Source organism: Euryarchaeota archaeon (assembly GCA_016207515.1).
Lineage (GTDB): Archaea > Thermoplasmatota > SW-10-69-26 > JACQPN01 > JACQPN01 > JACQPN01.
Genome location: JACQPN010000021.1, coordinates 35087 through 53355, shown reverse-complemented (window position 1 = coordinate 53355; position 18269 = coordinate 35087). Strand labels below are relative to the sequence as shown.

The 18269-nt window shown below is 61.3% G+C and carries 15 protein-coding genes; 6 read left to right on the top strand and 9 right to left on the bottom strand.

The window, feature by feature from the left end; all coding sequences use genetic code 11:
• Both HY556_08770 and HY556_08765 read left to right on the top strand, forming a co-directional pair.
• Positions 1-1284 (top strand): electron transfer flavoprotein subunit alpha/FixB family protein, encoded by a 1284-nt coding sequence (locus tag HY556_08770; protein MBI4393870.1) that lies wholly within the window; start codon positions 1-3, stop codon positions 1282-1284.
• On the top strand, positions 1285-2913 hold the full coding sequence (locus HY556_08765; GenBank protein ID MBI4393869.1) for an FAD-dependent oxidoreductase: 1629 nt from the start codon (positions 1285-1287) through the stop codon (positions 2911-2913).
• A 36-nt stretch (positions 2914-2949) separates the two neighbouring features.
• Here HY556_08765 and HY556_08760 read toward each other — a convergent pair whose 3' ends face one another.
• Together HY556_08760 and HY556_08755 are read right to left on the bottom strand one after the other, a co-directional pair.
• Positions 2950-4344, bottom strand: a complete 1395-nt coding sequence (locus tag HY556_08760; protein MBI4393868.1) for a fibronectin type III domain-containing protein — start codon at positions 4342-4344, stop codon at positions 2950-2952.
• 331 nt (positions 4345-4675) lie between these two features.
• Positions 4676-5581 (bottom strand): malate dehydrogenase, encoded by a 906-nt coding sequence (locus HY556_08755; GenBank protein MBI4393867.1) that lies wholly within the window; start codon positions 5579-5581, stop codon positions 4676-4678.
• Positions 5582-5788: 207 nt separating this feature from the next.
• On the opposite strand from HY556_08755, the gene HY556_08750 reads away from it, so the two are divergent.
• Positions 5789-8386 (top strand): FAD-binding oxidoreductase, encoded by a 2598-nt coding sequence (locus tag HY556_08750; protein MBI4393866.1) that lies wholly within the window; start codon positions 5789-5791, stop codon positions 8384-8386.
• Between the two features lie 139 nt (positions 8387-8525).
• Here HY556_08750 and HY556_08745 read toward each other — a convergent pair whose 3' ends face one another.
• Complete coding sequence (locus tag HY556_08745) at positions 8526-9419, bottom strand: site-specific DNA-methyltransferase (GenBank protein MBI4393865.1); 894 nt, start codon at positions 9417-9419, stop codon at positions 8526-8528.
• 179 nt (positions 9420-9598) lie between these two features.
• On the opposite strand from HY556_08745, the gene HY556_08740 reads away from it, so the two are divergent.
• Complete coding sequence (locus HY556_08740; GenBank protein MBI4393864.1) at positions 9599-9784, top strand: hypothetical protein; 186 nt, start codon at positions 9599-9601, stop codon at positions 9782-9784.
• 296 nt (positions 9785-10080) lie between these two features.
• Here HY556_08740 and HY556_08735 read toward each other — a convergent pair whose 3' ends face one another.
• From HY556_08735 to HY556_08710, 6 genes are all read right to left on the bottom strand, one after another.
• Positions 10081-11091, bottom strand: coding sequence for a hypothetical protein (locus HY556_08735; protein ID MBI4393863.1), 1011 nt, complete (start codon positions 11089-11091; stop codon positions 10081-10083).
• A gap of 149 nt (positions 11092-11240) precedes the next feature.
• Positions 11241-11423 carry a hypothetical protein gene (locus tag HY556_08730; GenBank protein MBI4393862.1) on the bottom strand — a complete coding sequence of 61 codons (183 nt, stop codon included), beginning with the start codon at positions 11421-11423 and terminating at the stop codon, positions 11241-11243.
• 117 nt (positions 11424-11540) lie between these two features.
• Positions 11541-12821, bottom strand: coding sequence for a proteasome accessory factor PafA2 family protein (locus tag HY556_08725; GenBank protein MBI4393861.1), 1281 nt, complete (start codon positions 12819-12821; stop codon positions 11541-11543).
• Positions 12822-12843: 22 nt separating this feature from the next.
• A complete protein-coding gene (locus tag HY556_08720) occupies positions 12844-13173 on the bottom strand; it encodes a winged helix-turn-helix transcriptional regulator (protein MBI4393860.1) in 330 nt (109 codons plus the stop codon).
• A gap of 172 nt (positions 13174-13345) precedes the next feature.
• The gene (locus tag HY556_08715; GenBank protein ID MBI4393859.1) at positions 13346-13921 is read right to left on the bottom strand and encodes a hypothetical protein; all 576 of its coding nucleotides are present in this window, start codon (positions 13919-13921) and stop codon (positions 13346-13348) included.
• 166 nt (positions 13922-14087) lie between these two features.
• Positions 14088-15722 carry an AAA family ATPase gene (locus HY556_08710; protein MBI4393858.1) on the bottom strand — a complete coding sequence of 545 codons (1635 nt, stop codon included), beginning with the start codon at positions 15720-15722 and terminating at the stop codon, positions 14088-14090.
• A 375-nt stretch (positions 15723-16097) separates the two neighbouring features.
• On the opposite strand from HY556_08710, the gene HY556_08705 reads away from it, so the two are divergent.
• The gene (locus HY556_08705; GenBank protein MBI4393857.1) at positions 16098-17342 is read left to right on the top strand and encodes a sodium:calcium antiporter; all 1245 of its coding nucleotides are present in this window, start codon (positions 16098-16100) and stop codon (positions 17340-17342) included.
• 320 nt (positions 17343-17662) lie between these two features.
• The gene (locus HY556_08700) at positions 17663-18154 is read left to right on the top strand and encodes a carbonic anhydrase (protein ID MBI4393856.1); all 492 of its coding nucleotides are present in this window, start codon (positions 17663-17665) and stop codon (positions 18152-18154) included.
• Positions 18155-18269: the final 115 nt, after the last annotated feature.

The following is an 18269-nucleotide window of genomic DNA, read 5'->3' as shown; positions in this document are numbered from 1 at the left end:
ATGGCCGCGGCGGCACCGACAATACCAAGCGGCGCTCCTATCCTGGCCACGCCGGCGACACCCGTTGCGGGAACACCTGCTGCCCCCGCCCCGCCGGCCGTACAGAGCGCACCACTACGTGTGACACCGCCCGCCGGCCGCTACGCCGACATGTGGGTGTTCGCCGAGACCCACAACGGGAAATTCCTGCAAGTCACGCTCGAGATGCTCGGCGAGGCGCGCCGATTGATGGACAATTACAACCGCGACTACCATGCCGACGAGAAAGTGGTTGCCGTCGTCCTCGGCCACCACACCGACACACTGTGCCAAGAGGCTATCGAGCGGGGCGCCGACGTCGTGTACACGAGCGATCACGCGGAACTAGAATTCCTGCGCACCGAGGTCTACACGACGATAATCGGCCAGATGTCCACCGGCACGGATGAGTACAAGGCCTACTCGAAACCGCGATACTTCCTTTTTCCCGCAACGATAAACGGGCGCGACCTCTCCGCGACGGTCTTGGCCGTCTTGGAATCTGGCTGCGCCTCGGACTGCAACAAGCTCTACATCGAGGACGTGAAGATCAAGCACCCGTTCAAGACCGGCGGCGCGGAGGTCATATTCGAACGCGTCCTCAACATGAAGAGGCCGGACTTCTCGGGCTTCGAGTGGTCCACCATCCTTTGCCTGGACAATGTGAGTAAAGACGGGAAGGTGACGAAGGAGTACTGGCCGCAGGCATGCTCCGTCATCCCGGGCTCGTTTGCCGCACTTCCGCGAGAAGCCTCCCGCAAGGGCCGTATCGTGAACCACGCATTCAATCTCGGGGCCGAGGACTTGCGCGTTCGCATCGTGAAGAGGGAACGGCTCACCACGGGAATCGATCTCACGAAGTACGACGTCCTTGTATCGATTGGTCGAGGGATAGCCGAGAACCCCGACGAGGGGATCAAGCTCGGCCAACGGCTTGCGAAGACGGTCGGCGGCGAGATGGGCGTCTCCCGTGGCGTCGTCACGGCGAAGTACAAAGTGGACCCGTCGTTGAAGAACCTCGTCGAAGAAGTGCGCCAGATAGGGGAGACCGGGCAGATGGTGAAACCGCGTCTCTACATCGCAGTGGGCATCTCGGGCGCCATCCAGCACAAGAAAGGCATGGACAAGTCGGGGACGATAATCGCGATCAACACCGAGGAGAACGCACCTATCAAGGAGTTCTCCGACGTCTACGTGCACGGCGACCTGTTCAAAGTCCTTCCCCGCCTCATCTCTTCGCTTGAAGCCAAGAAAGGAGGAAGATAGATGGAACGATTCGAAGCCGTCGTCGTGGGGGCGGGACCGGCTGGGGCGGCCGCCGCACTTGAACTTGCGCGTAGCGGCATCCAGACGCTCGTCTTGGAGCGCGGCAAGTTCGCGGGGCAAAAAAACGCAACGGGCGGCATCCTCTATGGCCAGACGAACACCCGGTACAACCTCGACTACTTGATCCCCGATTTCCACACGCGCGCTCCCGTAGAGCGGGCGATCACGACGTACAAGATGCACGCGGTGTCGGGCGACAAGGTGAAGACGCTCGACCTCGAACCACTCCACGACCACAACACCAAATGGTCCTACGCGATCTTACGCGGCAAGTTCGACCGGTGGCTAGCGGCCGAGGTCCACAAGGAGTGCAAGAAGACCGGCGGCGGCCTTCTCACGGACGTGCGCGTCACGGGCCCGTTGATGGAAGATGGCAAGGTAGTCGGTGTCACGACGGACTCGATCGACCCCATAAAGGCCGATCTCGTGGTGGCCGCCGACGGAGCGACATCGGAACTCGTGCGCCAGGCGGGACTACGCGGCTGGGGCACGGAAGAAAAATGGTTCCAGGGCGTGAAGGTCGTCGTGAAGATGCCGGAAGCAGGCATCAACGAGCGCTTTGGCCTCCGCTCCGACGAAGGTGCCGCGCATCTTGTCGCAGGTGACATCTTCGGGAAAGCGCGCGGAGGCGGCTTCCTCTACACGAACCGGGACTCGCTGTCGATCGGCACCGTCTTCCACCTCGACTCGGTCACGGAGAACGGCAGGCCGCCGCACGAACTGCTCGACACCATGCTCGAACACCGGCTCCTCCGAAAGTGGCTTGGCGGCTACTACGACGAGGCAGAGTACTCGGCGAAGCTCATCCCGGACGGGAAGAAAGCGCTCCTCACGCGGCCTTACAGCGGCAACCTCGTCGCGGTTGGCGATGCCGCAGGGCAGATGCAGGCGGCGGGCCCCATCATCAAGGGGATGAACCACGGGATAACGGCGGGGATACTCGCGGCCCAAGCTTACATCGAGGCAAAGAAGGAAGGCAAGCCGACCGCAGCGGGCCCTACGTATGCCGCATGGCTGAAGCAAACGCCCATGGCGAAGGAACTCAAGAAGTACCGAAGCATCGGCGCCAAGGTCACGGCGCTTCAAGCGACATTCGGAGCACCGTTTCTCCCTTTCCTCATCAAGATCAAGCCCGTTGCGAAGTTCGTCGAAGGGCTCATGGGCAACTACAACAAGGCGCTCACGGCACCGGACACCCGGTTCACATACGTGACGCTCCCGACACTTCTTGCGAAGAACTACGGAACACCCGTCGAGGACGCGCCGCCGTTGAAACTCCGTAGCCTCGACGACCGCATCGGGGCCCTCAAGTACGACACCGACATCGGCAAGGCCCACATCGAGATGCTTGACGACTCCATCGCCGTGAACGGGCGATGCGTGACAGCGTGCCCCGTTTCGAGCCCGGATTCGAGCAGAGGTTGTTATAGGATCGAGAAGGCGGGGGGGAAGGAATTCGTTGTACTGGACACGCAGCCTTGTGTGGAATGTGGCACCTGTGCCGTGGTCGGGAAGACGAGATGGGAGCACCCGGCGGGCGGGAAGGGCGTCGGGTACGAGTGGGGCTGAGGCCACCTTGCGCAATCAACGCGTTTTCTAGGCCGCCTAGCCAGCCGCGATCGTCCTCGCGTCGACGAACGCGCCGGCGCCATAGAGGTTCTTCGCACGAAGATAATAGTGATACAGCCCAGATGCGACGCCCGTGTCCTCGTACATCGACGCATCCCCGATGTCGATGTCGCGCCGATCGGAGCATCCAGAGAAGATGTCGTCAACGCAGCGGACAATGAGGTACCCCGTCGATGGTGGGCCGTCGTTTTGTGGCGGTGGGAGCCACGTGAGAAGCACTCGACCGGCGCCACTCGGCGCGGCCTGGAACGCGGCCGGCGACCCCGGACGGACCTCGGCGTATGTCCGGGCGCTCGCTTCGACCGATAGTGTCCCTTCGCCGCTTGGGTTCACGGCACTGACCTGGTAGTAATACGTGATATTCGGCGCAAGTCCCGAATCCGTGAACCCTGTCACGGGCGTGGAGGACACATAGACCTCGCTTCCGGGCGAGTCCGAGCGGTAGACGCGATACGCGCTTATCGCCGCGCCGTAAGTGTTCGCTGCCGGTGCCTCCCATGAGAGCGTCAATTGGCCCATTCCCGGTCCCTTGGCGAGCGCAACTCCGGTGGGCGCTCCGGGCGCGGGGACGTAGGATTGGATTTGTGTCTGTTGCGATGAGCCGTTCCACCCGCCAAAGACGAAGGCACGCGTGCCGTTCCAGATGGCCGCCCCGTGGCCCATGCTCCGCGCAAGTGGAGACGCCATGGTCACGAGCGACCCCGTGGAGGGTTCGAACCTCGCGACCTGCGCCGTGTAGCATTGCGTCCCACAACCGCCGAAGACGTAGGCGTAGGTGCCGTCCCAGGCCGTTTGGTCCCCGTACCTGGTCCCGGGAAGAAGCGCCGCGACGAGACTTGCCGTGTCGGTAGCGGGGTTGTACCGTTGGATCTGTGCCAATGGTGTCGAAGTGTCGTTTCTGCCACCGACCACGTAGATGTTGCTACCGTCCCAGAATGCGGCCGCCTGGGCCGTCCCGATGGGGAGGCGCCCGCCCATCTCGACGAGCGTGTCCGTCGATGGCGTGTACTTCCAGATGTATGGAAGCGCGTAGTAACTCGTCGCGCCACCGAGGAGATAGATGTCGGGCCCGACGGAGACCGCGTGCGAATACGCGAGGAAGGAGGGCACATGGGCTGCCATCTGAGTGACCGTCTCCGTCGTCGTGTTGAACCGAAAGATCTCGTTCCGGTTCCACCCGCCGAATATGTAGGCGTCGCTGCCCGACAAGGCGGCCGCCGTCCCGTACCGGACCGACGGGAAGCCCGACGCGATAACGGTCGCCGAATCCGCCACGGGGTCGTACTTCACTATGTCGTCCACGCCGTTCCCTATCCCGCCCTCGTAACCGCCGAAGATGTAGGCGACAGCACCGGTCCAGACGGCGCTCAAATGGCTTCGCCCGGTCGCCAACGAACCGGAAGCGACGGTCGACGAGTCTGCGGCAGCGGGAAGGACGAAGGAGCCGGGCGCTAGAAGGAATAAGGCGATGAAAACCGCAAGGCCAGCGCGATGTCTACCGGCCGTTCCGATACTTCTTAAGGGATACCCTGCCACTCTTTCAGCCCGGCCATTAGTATGCTTGGGATGACTTCAAGGTTTCGCACTCCCGAAGGGAAAGGACACCGGGGCCAGGAAAAGGCGAAGTTGTCTTCCTCGGCGTGGACATGTCGACCAAAAGAAAGCGACGAGGCGCACGGCGACCGGCTTTACGAGCGCGTGCCTACGCCTTGATCTTGTCCGCGACCTCGTTTATCTTTTCCTTCACTGCCGCCGCGCTCTTGTGCAAGTGCGCCGCGTCGTCCTTGTCGAGGGGAAGCTCGACAACGCGCTCCATGCCGTTCCTTCCGAGGATAGCGGGCACGCCGATCGCAACGTCGTTCAACCCATACTCGCCTTGCAGGACGCAGCTCGTCGGGAGCAGGCGCCTCTCGTTGTTCAGGACCGACTTGACCTGGATGGCGATGGCTACCGCCGGCGCGAAGTACGTGGCGCCCTTGAGTTCGATTATCTTCGCGGCGCGGCCGCGCACGGTCTCCCCGATAGTGCTCCATTCCACCTTCGCCGAGCCGACGTTCGCGACCGAGCGGGCGGGAAACATCGTCTCCCCGTGTTCGCCCAAGATGTACGCGTCGGGGGACTTCACGTGGTAATTGTCCCGAAGGACGTCCCAAAGCCTCACCGTGTCATGGAAGGCCCCCATCCCATAGACCTCGTTTCGGGGCTTGCCGCTGATCTTCCAGGCGGCATACGTCAACACGTCGACGGGGTTGGCGACGTAGAAGATGTGGGCCGCGGGAGCGTGGGCGACGATGTTCTTGACGACGTCGCGCGTGATGTCGATATTTTTGGTGAGTAGGTCAAGGCGGGTCATCCCCGGCTTTCTCGGGAACCCGGCGGCGACCACCACGAGGTCAGACCCCGCGAGGAGCGAGTAGTCCTTGCCGCCCCGGATCACGGTCTTCTTCCCCATCGCGGCCGCGGCGGTGTTGAGGTCCATCGCCTCGCCCGTGGCAAGGTTTTCCACGATGTCAACGATGCTCATCTCGTCGGGTTCCATCATGTGGATGAGGGAGAACGCCGCCGACGCGCCGACCTTGCCTGCTCCGACGAATCCTATTTTGGACATTGGCTTACCAGCGCGCAATAAGAGGGGACCGATTTAACCGTTTGTCACGACTTGAAGACCTGAATCGAAGGCCGCGGCGATCTGCCCCGACTATTATCGCGCGCAAAGATTGGAATGCGACTGCGTTTTGCGACGGGCTTGCTCCCGGCCGCGATAGTTTTAAAGGCGAGACCATCATTGGATTGCAGAGCGGTCCAGTTGTCTTCATTGGAAACCGAGTTGGAGGCGCTTCTTGCCCCAGGCCGTGTCGCTACAGACGCGGGAACGCTGACATCGTACTCCACCGACGCAGGACCGTACCAGATCCAGCCGCGCGCCGTCGTCTTCGTGCGCGAAGCCGACGACGTGAAGAAGGTCGTCGTGTTCGCGGCCGCGAAAGGGATCTCCGTGACCCCACGGGGCGCGGGCTCGAACCTCGGCGGCGGGGCGATCGGGACGGGCATCGTACTGGAATTCTCCAAATTCAACGGCGTCGTCGAGGTCAACAAGGAGGAGAAGACGATGCGCGTGAGACCTGGAGCGCGTCTTTCCGACCTTGAGCGCTCGGCAAGAAGGAACGGGCTCTTCTTCCCTGTGAATCCCGCGAGCGCTCCGTATTGCACCATCGGCGGGATGGTGGCGACCAACGCCTTCGGCGCGCGCTCACCGAAGTACGGGACGACCGGGAACTTCGTACTTGAGCTCAAGGTCGTCCTCCCCACGGGCGCGGAAATCGTCGCGCGGCAATTCGATTCCAAATCAGAAGAACTTCAAACGCTCATGGAAGGCCAACCCGCACTTGCGGCGGCGGTCGCGAAACTCGCAGCGGGCGAGGCCCAGAAAGCCCGAAAAGACGGGCGGTTCGCCAGTGTCACGGAATTCCAGGCAGGATCGGCCGGCGGAAAGACCGACCTCACCCGCCTCTTCGTCGGCACCGAGGGCACTTTCGGCATCGTCACGGAGATCAAGCTGCGCCTTCTCGAGAGGCCGAAGCAGGAAGTCATGGCGGTGGTGCAGGCTGCCCGCATCGAAGACGCGGCGAAGGTAGGGGGCGAACTTGCTGGGCTTGGAGCCACCTCCGTGGAACTTCTCGACCAGAACGCGCTTGAAACGACCGACCGGCGTCGCCTCAAAGTGGACAAGACGTGCGAGGCACTCATCGTCGCGGAATTCCTCGGGGACAACCTCGGCGACCTTCCCCCGACCATCGATTCGAAACTATCCTCTTTCAGACTCGCCGAGAAGACGCGCGCCGGGACGCCCGAGGACCTTGACGATTTCAACTCGCTTGCGAGGATCGCGTTGCGCGGCCTTCACCAGAACGGGCGCAAGTCACGGCAAGCGCCGTTCTCCCTCGGTGCATACGAGATCCCATCCGACAAACTGTCCGCGTTCATCAAGACGGCGGACGCCGTGGGAAAAGAGCAGAAGAACCTCGTCCCGAGTTACGCCGTCTTCGGCACGGAGACCACTCTCGTCATCCCGCTCTACGGCGGATCGCTCAAGGAATCGGTCGAGACGCGCGACCGCTTTTCGAAACGCGCCATCGAGTACGGCGGTCGGCACCGCCCCCTCGGAGGAAGCGGACGGTATTCGGCCGAAAGGAACGGAGAGAAGCCCTCCGCCCTCACCCTTGAAGCGAAGAGATTGATCGACCCGTCCGGGATCCTCAACCCTGACGTCCTGTGGGCGGGAGCGGGCGGCGAAATCGCGCTCGACGCCTTCAAGTCCACGAGCGCCTGCATCGGCTGCGGCGCTTGCAACGACGCATGCCCCGTCCACGAGATCTTCAACGAGGAGCAGTACGGGCCGCGCGGTTGGGTGCGCCTTGCGAGCGAGAAGGACGCGGCGGGCCGCGGCTTCACGGATTACTGCATCGAGTGCAAACTGTGCCTACCCGCCTGCCCCACCGGCGTTGATGTCCCGCAGACGATCCTCGAATCGAGAGCGAGGTATCCCACACCGCTTGCAAAGATAGTGGAGACGACCGACGACGGCGGCTTCGCGACGAGCATCGTCTATACGCTAGCCGGAAAGGCGCGCGTCCCCCAGCGGGTCGAGACGCTGGGCGAGACGCGGCGCAAGCGCGACGCCGAGGCCGCGTACTTCTACGGTTGCTGCGAGAACCTCCTCATCTCGGGGGTGGCCGAGGACCTGCAGGAGATCCTCAACAAGGCGAACGTCGAGCTAGCTCTGCCAAAGCAAAAATGCTGCGGGGCCGCCCGATTGAATTTCGGCCACACCACCGAGGCGAAAGCGCACGCGAAGGAGAACATCGACAGCCTCTTGAAGCACGAAAAGATCGTGACGACGGCGCCCCAGTGCGCTTACATGCTCCGCCACTACGAGACGCTATTTCCTGACGACGAGGAATACAGGGAAAAAGCCCGTGCAGTGGCTCGACGCGTCTACGATTTCGCCGAATTCTTCCTGGACGAGGCGAAGGTGAAGTTCCCGGAACGGACCGGTCCCAAACGCAAGGTCCGCTACCTCATGCCCTGTGCTTTGAGCGCGCAGGGCGATGGGAAGGAGACTCTGCGACTACTAAAGTCGCTTCCCGATGTGGAACTGCTCCCCACGACCGACGAACAGGGCTGCTGCGGAGCAGGGCTAGGCTACGGTCTCGTGAAAGACGAGGTCTCGAAGAAGCTCTTCGAGGCCTCCTGCGGAAAGATCGAGTCCGGGGCCGCGGACGCGGTGGTGACCAGTTCCCCCTTCTGCCAGATGCAGCTAATGACCCGGATGGACGGAAAGAAAGAAGTGAAGCACATCGTTCAACTCGTCGCGGAGAGCCTCCGAGGCGCCTCCCTGCTCTCATCACGGTGAAGCCATGCACAATTGCGCGAACTGCGGAAAGATGATCGAGGCGGCATCGGTAAAGTACAGGATAACTAGACCGGGCGGGGAGCGCGTCAACCTTTGCCCCGAATGCGCGAAGAAGGAGAATATAGCCTAGCTTCGACGCTTAGAGATCGCCCTTGGGACCGCGTATCGCGGCTTCCGCCGTGCCGAAGTAGTCCTTGTCGATCTCGAACCCGGCGAAGTCTTTTTGGAGCGACGCGGCCGCAAGCCCGGCGTTGCCGATGCCAAGGAAGGGGTCGAGCACAAGCCGGGTCCTCTCCTTTCCATGGAGCAGGATGCATTTCCTGGCCAGTTCCACGGGAAAAGTCGCCGGATGCGGCCGGTCCTTGTCGCGTGATTGGATCGTCTCGTAGGGGACGAACCAGGTGTTTCCACGGCAACGGACGTCGTTTCCCGCGCCCTTCCATCGCCTGACGTTGGATTTGTCCTGGTACCCGACGCCGATCGCGAGCCGGTCGAGCGGCACTCCACCGGTCTTCGTGAAGTGGAAGATGAATTCATGGCAGTCGTTGAGGAACCGGGGGCTGTTTATCGGCTTGAAGTGGCCAAACGATGCGTCTCCCTTGAGCACGTCGTAATCTCCCACCGCGTCCTTGTCGATAGCGATGGACTTGACCCAATGGATGACGTTCTGGAGTTCGAAGTGTTTTCGCATCTCGGATGCGACCTCGAAGGGCACCCAAGGATCCGACGGTTTGCTCCCGATGTTCAAGAAGAAAGATCCTTCATCGGCCAACACTTCCTTCAACGCGATCGCGAAGCGGCCGAGCCACGACAAGTATTCGGAGCGCGAGCCGGAGTCCACGTAGGTCCCGTACTTGATGCCGAGGTTGTACGGTGGAGATGTGACCACGACATCCACGGAGCGTGGCTTGAGGCGTCTTTGCATGCCGGCGACGCAGTCTTCGTTGTAGAGACTCACCGACGCCTTGCCAACCTGGGAATCCGCCGCGCGGGAATCCGACGTGCCGTAAGGCTTCGCGATCTTTCCCCTCATCTTGCCATCACGCACCATCAACCAAGGTCGCCACCGGCACCGTTGATACCTTTCCGTACATATCCAGCCTTCGCCTACTTGTACCATGTTCTGGCGCCGTGGGATTCATGTATCATCACTAGACCCTTCGAACCTCGACCCGGAACCCTCTTATAGCCTCGGGCGCCGCTTCAGGGCCGGTGGCAAACAACATGGAAGCTACCGTTGAAAGAACTGCAAAGAAGTACGGACTGACAAGAGAGATCGCGGGCGGCGTGCTCATCCTTCTGGGCATACTGCTTCTCGTGCGTCTCATGACCCTCGAGACCCTAACGGGCGTCGCGGCAATAGTCTGGGGCGCGATGATGATAGCCGAGCGGCTCTAGCACGCCGCGCGGCGGGAATCACAAAACGACCGCCCCAGGGGGTGGAACACTGTATTTCCATGGTAAGACTCTACGAGTCCGATCAGTGGAAGCGCTTGTACAGACGGTGAACATCGCCCGTCAGGCGCCTGTGCATGTGAAAGGCGCGTTCCTCGTGGGGGCTCCGCCGGTGCGGTGTACGGCCGCGCGCAGGCGTCCCCTACGGGTCGCGCTGACAGCGCTCAGCAGGGCGAAGGATGCCGCCGCGGCGAACATCGCCGCATTCAACCTAGCGATGACCCGGACCTCGTCCGCGGTCAGAATCCTAGGTTGAAACTGGTGAGCGGCCCTAGACCATATAATGGGACGGCAGTCAGGAGAAAACCGACCAGCGCTCCACCGTTGAGGCTCGGCAAGCCAGCCTGTGGACGGCCCGAAAACACGAAGTACATGAGGAGCGCGTAACCGGCGAATATCCCGACCGTCGTCCCGAGTGCGACGAACATGAAAGGCGCGATGCCGAAGACGTCGGCCGCGTTCGCCGGGAACATCGGCAGGAACCGGATGCTCGATATCACGAGCACGGCCGGGATCACGATGTCCCCGAGCCCCATGAACATGGCGTCGCGCTCCTCTCCTTCCTTCAATTTCTCCTTCAACCTCGCCGCTTCCTTGCGAAACGAATAGCCCTTCGACTTCGGCACCACGAGCATTATTGGCAGGTGCATGTCCAGGACGGAGTCGGCGAGGTCTATCATGTGCTTCGTGCGATAGACGGCGATCGCGTCGTAGATGGCGAAACCGGCAAGGAGCAGGATCGAAGGCAAGAGCCCGAACGAGATCCCGAAGAGCGCCGCGGCACCGGCCGCGACGGCTACCCCGACCGCGTCGATGACCCACCACTCGGGGTAGTAGTACAATAGAATGACCATCGCGGCGGAGAGGACGATGGAAACCGCAAGGGCGATGCTCACTCCAGCGACCTCTGCGCGTGTGACGAGGTTCAGGAGCGGCCAGAACACGTAATTGATGGACGTGAACACCGCGCCCAGGATGATGTACTTCACGACCTTCTCACGGCCGAGTCTCACAATCACGAGGATGACGGCCGTGAAGGCGATCACGAACACGAGGTATATCGCAGGATTCACGACGTCCTGCGGATCGTCGGTAAGCTGGAGGCCCTGATCGACATAGATGGGCGTGATCGCGACCGCGAGCGACAGCGCAACGAGAAAAAGGACCGCCATGAAGAGCGCGGGCTTCACGTCGCTGTTGAAGTCGATGGGCGTTGGGGGAGAAGACGTAGCCTCGGCCGTTTCCACCATGGGTCGCGCCGCTATCAAGGTGGGGTTATTTAGGGGTTGGCAAAAGCGCGGCGCCCACGGTTCGGATGCCCGGAGCAACGAGTGCCGGCGGCCATTGCGGGTTTGTCGTCACGGAACTGGAATCAATGCCGCCGTCACGCTCCTGAGCTTCAGCCGCTCGACTTGCTCCTCGTGCCGGCCTGTCCCTTCTTTCCCTGGAACCGGCTGGCCTCGAGGTCGAGGTCGAAGTCCTTGTCCTTCGCTGAGGCGGCGTCGAACGATTCGCCGACGTCGAATTTGACCTCGGACGTCTTGTCTTTCTTCTGTTTCTTCTTCAGTCTTGTCTCGGTCATCTTAGTCTCTCGCTGGCGTGCTTTGGTGTCTCGTCCCTTGCGTCATATCCCATTCCGCTTGTGACCCTTTGAGCGTTGCGGTGGACCCCTGTTGCAAGGCTCTCATCCTCATGCGCGTCATATGGGCACCTTCGTCGAGTACGGGTCCGGGAGCTCTATCGTCTCCGAACCGCCGTCCTCCGTCATGATCCGTATCTCGGCCCAATCGACGCTCGCCGCCTCGTACTCGTCGAGGATCTTGACCCTCGCGGCGGCTCTGGTGTTCGGAGGCGGGTTGTTTATCGCGAACTTGATCTCCTTGTCCGTGATGACGCGGTCGATCTTCCCTTCGTTCTGCAGCTTATAGTAGAGGCTGCGGCCTTCGTTCAGTTCCGAGTACTGTTTCACGGCGGCGAGTTCCACGTTCTCCGCGCGTCCCTTGAGAACGATCTGGCGCTCCACCTCGTAAAGGCGCGCCGCCCACTCCACTTTGCGGGCGAGGTCCTTCATCGCCCCCTTCTCGAGTTTCTCAAGGACCCATTCCCAGAGCGCGAAGGCCTCCTTCTCCTCCTGCGTATCTATCATGTCCTCCACGTGGCGCATATAATAGCGCTGCACGTCCATCGGAGACTGGCTCTTGCCGTCCTTCATCTCGAACTTCCACTTCAGAGGGTCGAGTGTCTCCACCATCTTCCAAAGGTCACGTAGCGGCTCCGCGAATTCGGGGGCGTCCTCGAAACGGCCCTCTTCCATACCGCGAAGCACCATGCTGGTCGTGAAGGAGCGAAGCATGATGGAGACCTCGCTCATCAACGCGTCGCCGATTATCACGTGGAGGCGCCTGAAGCGGGACGGGTCTGCGTGGGGCTCGTCGCGCGTGTGCAGCACCCCGGTGTTGTAGAGGTTGCCTCCGGAGACCATCTGGCTCGTGAGGTATGCGCACGGCGAGAGCACGTACTTCTGCTCGATGATGTCGCCCGACCCGCAGTAGATTATCCGCGAGATGAGGTGGGGGGCGAGCTTCTTGATGAAAGTGTCCGGGAAGGCCAACTGACGGGAGACACAGTAGTTCTCGTGGCTCCCATAGGAGACGCCGTCCGGGTCGGTGTTGTTCTTGTACGCGTTGATCTTGACGCCGTGGTCGCTCTCGAGTTTCAAACGAAGGAGGTCGACGATCTTCTCACCGGCCTTCTCCCATCGCACGAGGTCCATGAAATTGTCGACCTCCGGAGTCGAGATCTCCAAGTGGCCGACGTCGAAATACGCGCGAGCACCGTCCTTCAGGTATTCCCCTTGAAGCGCTAGGTCGGAGCCCCGGAGTATCTCAAGGGCCAACCTGTGCGGGTCGACACCGATCGGGTTCATCTTCTGGCTGTAGAGCGTGTATTCGTGCTCCGAACCCTGGATCATCGGCCTCATGCTCTCCTCCCCACGCTTCCTTTCAGCGTGACTGCCCCCGCGACCTGTCCTGTGGGAGTCGACGACGCTGTTTGCCGCCCGGCGAAGGGGCGAGCACCCCCTCGTCCATGTCCATGAAGTACTTCACGGCGTTATGCCCGAGATTGAGCTTGTAAAACGAGCTGATGCCGACCTTCCTCGTCTCGATGAGGATCCCGTTCTTCACGAACTCGTCGACGACCTTGTAGGTCGTCGGGCGGGACACGTCCGAGTTACGGGCAATCTCCGAGATCGTGTAGTCGAACTCGGCGTGGTCCTTGAGGAACCCAAGGATACGCGCGTTCGGGGTGTCGCCGAAGATGGTTGTAAACATTTTTTACACTACTGTAAAAGATGTGTACGAGGCCTATCTTAAGGGTTACGAGGGAACGCCACAAATGTAAACCCTGGAACGCGTTTACAACCGTTTAAGGCGGCGAGATGGCCTGGCGCTTGGAATTCGAAACCACCGACGAGTATGAAAGCTAACCAAGCTTGGGCGTTTGTCATGTAGGCGGCCAGCTCCGCGCCGAAATAGCCATCGTAAGCAGTGCCTTGACCCGCTCCAAATAGACTGGATCGAGTGTCAGTTTTCTTGTGAGATGATGCGCTGCGACGATGCGAATGTCCCGGCCGTCGATCCGCCCCATCAGTGGTAAGAGGTCTGCCGTGTCCTCGAACTGGTCAGTCGTGATTCCGAAAACCGAAAGCATCGTTTGCCACTCGGCCTTCCCAGTAATCAAGATAGCGCGTGGTTGCAGCATTGAAATCTCCCGCGCGAAGAACCGATCACCGCAAGCCTCGGCTGCCCAAGCAAACTTCCCCGTCCACTTTGCTGTGGGGCACTTGCAGATTCTTGTGTTCCCAACCGTGTTGTTTTCGCGGTTCCACCAGCTGAAACCCTCAGGAAGGACCCGCTGGACCGCCTCAACGAATTTGTCTAATGGTCCCTCGGGATCCTTCGCGGCCGTGCGCGCCCTTTCGCGAATGTATTCTTCCTCATCTACGACTGGGGCCGAACCCATGTGAAGACGGGGGTTAATGCTTACAACCAAAATGTCACAATGATCGGGGCCGTCCATAATCTGGGGCTCCCGAAGATTTCCGACGCCGCCAGCGCCGACGGCTTCTGCGAAGTCTCGGCGAGCCTCGGCGGTCGCAATATTGGATGATTCGGCGCGACACTGGCGGCAAGCGAAAATCTCCCGAGCGAGTGCGTCGTGAACCCCTGCGGGTGCGGTCACGAGATTACATCACTTCGACGCCTTCAGGCCTGAACCTTGCGCGCTCCCTTTGGCGCTTCTGGTAGACCGAGGACTCGACGAGCGCGTGCTCCTTCGACTCCTCTTCAGCGGCCTTCACCAGGTCCTCGGGGGCGAGGCCCTCCGCGTCGCGCTGTGGGCTTCCTTTCGGGTATTGGAGCACGCGTTTCACGTAGTTCTTCTTGCCCGTCGTCACGATGGATTCGATGAGTGCGCCCGAGACGATGTCCTTCCTCTTGATCGTCTTCACGTTCTCTTTTGCTTCCACGTCGAGTTTCCACTCGATCCACTTGTCTTCGTCGTAGAGTTCGGAGATGACCTTTTCCTTGAGGGCTTCGAGAGCCTTCTCCTTGCTTCCGAACTGGTCCACGTAGGCCTTCTGGAGTGGCAGGTCGGGGGCGAGGTAGATGTCTAGTATTGCCCGGGCACCTTGGCGGTTCGGCCTCGGTAGCTCTATGACCTCGTCGAAGCGGCCGGGGCGTAGAAGCGCCGGGTCTATCATGTCCGGCCGGTTCGTCGCCCCGAAGACGTAGACGTCGTTCAAAGCGACGATGCCGTCCATCTCGGAGAGTATCTGCGCGATGATGTTCTTGTGCACACCAGCCGTGTCCTGTTGGCCCCGGGTCGTCCCGAGGGCGTCGAACTCGTCGAAGAAGATGATGCTCGGCGCGTTCTCACGGGCCTTCCTGAAGATGGCCTTGATCATGTTCTCCGATTCGCCGACCCATTTCGAGAGGATGTCGGCGACTTTCACGTTGAAGAAAGTGAAATCGTTCTCGGTGGCGACGGCCTTCCCGATGAGCGTCTTTCCGCACCCGGGCGGACCGTAGAGGAGGACCCCTCGTGGCGCCTTCAAACGGATCTTCTTGAATAGCTCCGGTTCCTTGTACGGGAGTTCGACGACGTCGCGGATGCGTTCGAGGACCTCTTCGAGGCCGCCTATCTGCGCATAGCGCACGTTCGGTTTTTCGCCGAGGAACAGGTCGCGGATCTCCGAGGACGGCCGCACCTCGAGTATCTCAAGGGTGGGCGGGAGAAGCGACACCTCGTAGCCGATCTTGATGTCCTCTGCGACCGCGGGGTCGAGTTCGACGACCTTCTTCTCGAACCCGTCGCCGAGGCTGATGACGATCTTCCCGCCCATCACTTCGACGACTTTCCCGACGATCCCCTGCTCGTGATGCTGGCTTCCCGCGATGATCGCGAACGTCTTCGGGTGGAGCCACACGTACTGGCCCTGCTCCAAGTCGTTTTTTTCGAGGTTTCCGGTGTTGACCTTGAGCACTTGGGTGCCGTTCGCCACGGAGACCTCGCGTTGTCCCAGGTCGTCGCCGTGTAGGCGCAGCACGTAGCCCGAAAGAAGTGGTGGCTCCTTGATCTGGTTGAACTTGTCCTCGTAGGCCTTCACGACGGCCTGCAGTTCGGAGACCTCGGTCGTCTGGGCCTTCATCTGGCGTTCAAGGCGCGAGAGTTCTGCTTCCCGCTCCGAGAAGTTCTCCTTGACGTATGCGGCGAGTTCTTCGTCGCTCATGTTCCGCACGCGGGGGTCCCCGGTCGCCTCGCTGATGCTGTCTGCCACTCTGCCAGTCCGTTTCTCCCCACGCTTGTCTTCCTTGCTCATCCAGCGCACCCTGATTGGCCGATCGTTACACCGTAGAATCCGAGAATTCCAGCGATGGGGTCATTCTCTCCTCGTCGATATAAATATATTTGGAGATTTCACAGTAAGGCCCACAGGAGCGACGGCTAGCATGTTCGAGGCCTATTCGCCACCGTCGGATACCGAGAACGGGTTCACCGTGCATTTCGTCCCGATCGACGGTGCGCTCCGTGTCGCCTTCTCTGCGGTCGCGCGACGCCGCGATCCCGAGCTCGGAGCCAAGTGCGCTTAAGTACGTACTCTGGCGAGGGCGTTCCCGCTGCCCCTACGTCACCTATAAGCCGTGTTCGTTCATCCCCCTTGCGTGGCGACTAGCCTGAGGGAAGAGCGCGAGCGATGAGGTTACATTGGCCCCCCCTCGCGGCCCTCGACGGTCCCGCCCTAGGCATGCTCGACAAACTCTGGCCGTTCCCAGCCGTGATAAGCGCGACGTTCCTCATCGCCTGGGCCACAGAAGTCGCCTCGTTCTTCGTCTCCCGCGGCATGGCGTTGGCCGTCCTGGCCCTCTTGCAGGTGCTCCCTGAATTCGCGGTCGAGGCCGTCATCGCCAAGAACGCTGCCCTCGACCCGTCGCAACTCGTATACGTGACGGCGAACTTCACGGGAGCGAACAGGATCCTTGTCGGTCTCGCGCTGCCGCTCGTGTTCTTCCTCACGGTGATGCGGGCGCGCAAGACCGGCGGAAACGCCCGCGAGATGCGGTTAGATGCGGAGAACAGCGTAGAGATTGTCTTCCTCCTCATCCCGTCCCTCTATTCGCTGGTCTTCTTCTTCCAGCACACGATCACCCTTCTCGACACGGTGGTCCTTGTGGCGATCTACGTGACCTACCTCTGGGTCTTGCGCCGCATCCCGCCCGTCGGCGAGGAGGAGAAAGAACACCTCCGGGGAGTACCGAAACACGTCATGGGCCAGTCGCGCCGGTTCCAGAAGACCTTCGCCCTCACGTCGCTTTTCGTCGGGGGGCTGTTGCTTCTCCTGGCCGTCGAGCCGTTCTACCACAACATGCTGGAGTTCGCCGTCATTTTGGGCCTGTCGGCGTACGTCCTGGTACAGTGGATCGCCCCGCTCCTCTCCGAATCCCCCGAGTTCATCACCGCCACCTACTGGAGCAGGACCGGGCGCGGAAAAGTCGCCTTCGTGAACCTGCTTTCCGCAAAGATCAACCAGTGGACGCTCCTCATCGCCATGATCCCACTCGTGTTCCAAGGCACGAGCATCCTCGCCGGAAAGGGCTTTCAACTCATGGCCTTTGACGCCCACCAGAACGTAGAGATATTGCTCACCGCGGCCCAGGGCCTCTTCGCCGTCGCCTGCCTCATGAAGATGCGCTTCATCTGGTGGGAAGGCGCGCTGCTCTTCACGCTATGGTTCATACAGCTTCTTGACCCCGTGCTCGACCCGTACCTCTTGGGGATCGTGCCGTCGGTCTTGGGCACTGGAGCGCCTGTCCGCGAATGGGTGACCGTGATCTATTTCGGCCTCATCGGCCTGGAGCTTGCGTTGTTCCGACGCGAGTGGACGGCAATCGCGACTTTCCGAAAGGTGTGGAAGAACCCGGAGAAGGCCCACGAACTCTGACCCCGTGCTCGAGGATGTCGGTATGCACCCGCGCGAGCCGCGGCGACGCACAAGATGTCCGACCGTGGGTGCAGCAACGACCCGCGGCGCCCGGTTACGACCGCAAGAGCGATCCGTGGTCTTGGGAGCAGAGAACTCGTGTACGCCGAATCGTGGTTCAGACCACCAAATCCTTTTGGACTCTAGCGCCCATTTCGAGACCCGTGAAACCCGGGCAGGCATCGGCGCGATCGGGCAAGGCCCCAACTGACCAGCGGAGATCGGCGTCGCCGACCTCTCGACGCATCCTCAAGGCCTTGCTGGAAGGAAACCGTCGTTATGTGGAGTCCGATTGGGACCCCGCGGACAAGGGGCTCGCAACGCCTCCCGCGATGAAGCTCGCCGTCCTCGCCTGCATGGACACCCGCCATAACGTGGAAAAGGTGCTCGGCCTGAGGCACGGCGATGCAAAGGTCATCCGAAACGCCGGCAACGTGCTTGACGACGGCACCCTTCGCTCGCTGGTCGTGGCCGTGCACCTTCTGGGTGTCCGCACCGTCGCTATCCTCGGGCACACAAAGTGCGGAATGACGCTCGTCGGCCATGGGGAGTTCCGGATCGCCAAGAGCATCGCCACGACGACCGACGTCCCGCTGCACGAGGTCATGCGTCCCGACTTTCAGCGGTGGCTTGGCGGGTTCGCGGACGCCGAAGCGAACGTGCTATGCAGCGTCCAGCTCGTCCGCAGCCACCCATTGATGCCGAAGGGCCTCGAAGTCATTGGACTTCTCTACGACAACGAGACCGGACGCGTGTGCGCCGTCGATCCTTGAAACAGCCATGGTGGGATACCGCGCCTGCCGGCGACACGATTGACGGAATCCGACACGCTGCTTCTCGCCGCATGCCGATTCAACTTGCGCCAAAGGCCGGCAAGCCCTCACAATT

Excerpts from the sequence above, each read along its gene's own strand:
- HY556_08770 (MBI4393870.1), top strand. The coding sequence starts at position 1 with ATGGCCGCGGCGGCACCGACAATACCAAGCGGCGCTCCTATCCTGGCC.
- HY556_08720 (MBI4393860.1), bottom strand. The coding sequence starts at position 13,173 with ATGTTTACAACCATCTTCGGCGACACCCCGAACGCGCGTATCCTTGGG.
- HY556_08745 (MBI4393865.1), bottom strand. The coding sequence starts at position 9,419 with ATGAGGGGAAAGATCGCGAAGCCTTACGGCACGTCGGATTCCCGCGCG.
- HY556_08725 (MBI4393861.1), bottom strand. The coding sequence starts at position 12,821 with ATGAGGCCGATGATCCAGGGTTCGGAGCACGAATACACGCTCTACAGC.
- HY556_08715 (MBI4393859.1), bottom strand. The coding sequence starts at position 13,921 with ATGGACGGCCCCGATCATTGTGACATTTTGGTTGTAAGCATTAACCCC.
- HY556_08735 (MBI4393863.1), bottom strand. The coding sequence starts at position 11,091 with ATGGTGGAAACGGCCGAGGCTACGTCTTCTCCCCCAACGCCCATCGAC.
- HY556_08755 (MBI4393867.1), bottom strand. The coding sequence starts at position 5,581 with ATGTCCAAAATAGGATTCGTCGGAGCAGGCAAGGTCGGCGCGTCGGCG.
- HY556_08710 (MBI4393858.1), bottom strand. The coding sequence starts at position 15,722 with ATGAGCAAGGAAGACAAGCGTGGGGAGAAACGGACTGGCAGAGTGGCA.
- HY556_08765 (MBI4393869.1), top strand. The coding sequence starts at position 1,285 with ATGGAACGATTCGAAGCCGTCGTCGTGGGGGCGGGACCGGCTGGGGCG.
- HY556_08730 (MBI4393862.1), bottom strand. The coding sequence starts at position 11,423 with ATGACCGAGACAAGACTGAAGAAGAAACAGAAGAAAGACAAGACGTCC.
- HY556_08705 (MBI4393857.1), top strand. The coding sequence starts at position 16,098 with ATGAGGTTACATTGGCCCCCCCTCGCGGCCCTCGACGGTCCCGCCCTA.